Source organism: Micromonospora andamanensis, assembly GCF_016863495.1.
Taxonomy (GTDB): Bacteria; Actinomycetota; Actinomycetes; order Mycobacteriales; family Micromonosporaceae; genus Micromonospora; species Micromonospora andamanensis.
In genome coordinates this window covers 1-832 of sequence record NZ_BOOZ01000123.1, presented here as the reverse complement: position 1 = coordinate 832, position 832 = coordinate 1, and the positions used below count along the sequence as shown (strand labels likewise).

Genomic DNA, 832 nt, shown 5'->3' with positions numbered 1-832 from the left:
AGTTGGCGGACCGGTCGATAGGGTTTTTCGGGTGCGGCTAAGGGTTCTCGGCGGGTGCGGTGCATGGCCGGAGGCGGGTCAGGCATGCAGCGGCTACCTCGTGGAGCACGACGGGTTCCGGCTGCTCGTCGATCTCGGCTATGCGACCGTGCCGCGGCTGCTGGAACACGTCACCGCGGACCAGGTCGACGCGGTGTTCATCAGCCACGGACATCCCGATCATTGCGCCGACCTGAATCCGCTGCTGCGGGCGCGAGCGTTGCGTGATGATCCGCCGGCGCCGCTACCGGTGTACGCGCTGCCCGGCGCGCTGGATGCGGTGTTAGCGCTGGACCGCCCCGGGATGCTGGATGCCGCCTACGTTCTGCATGAGATCACCGTCGGCAGCCGCCTCGACATCGGCCCGTTCCGGGCCCAGACCCGATTGCTGCCGCACTGGGTGCCAAATGCCGGCGTACGACTGGCTGCGGGCGACCGGGTTCTCGCGTACACCGGTGACACCGGCCCGAGCCCCGACGTGGTGGAACTGGCGCGCGACGCCGACCTGCTGCTGGCCGAGGCCACCTACGTCGATGAGGTGCCGGAGGACTCCCGGCGCTACCTGTCGAATGCGCGCCAGGTTGGTCGGCAGGCCGCTGATGCCGGCGCCAGACACCTGCTACTGACCCACCTGTGGCCCGGCACGGATCCGGCGGCTGCGCGATCCGCAGCCGGTGACAGGTACGACGGTGAGATCGGCGTCGCCACTGCTGACCTGGTCTGGGACCTGCCCTAGACCTCGGCGTTCTCTCAGCTTCAGAGGCGTCCACACCGGACAAACCTTCGCTCCGGC

The 832-nt window shown here is 69.0% G+C and carries 1 protein-coding gene; it reads left to right on the top strand.

The annotated features are described in order from the left end of the window. Positions 1-775: MBL fold metallo-hydrolase (locus Van01_RS32755; RefSeq protein ID WP_239099454.1), on the top strand; the 775-nt coding region annotated here is incomplete at its 5' end. Positions 776-832: the final 57 nt, after the last annotated feature.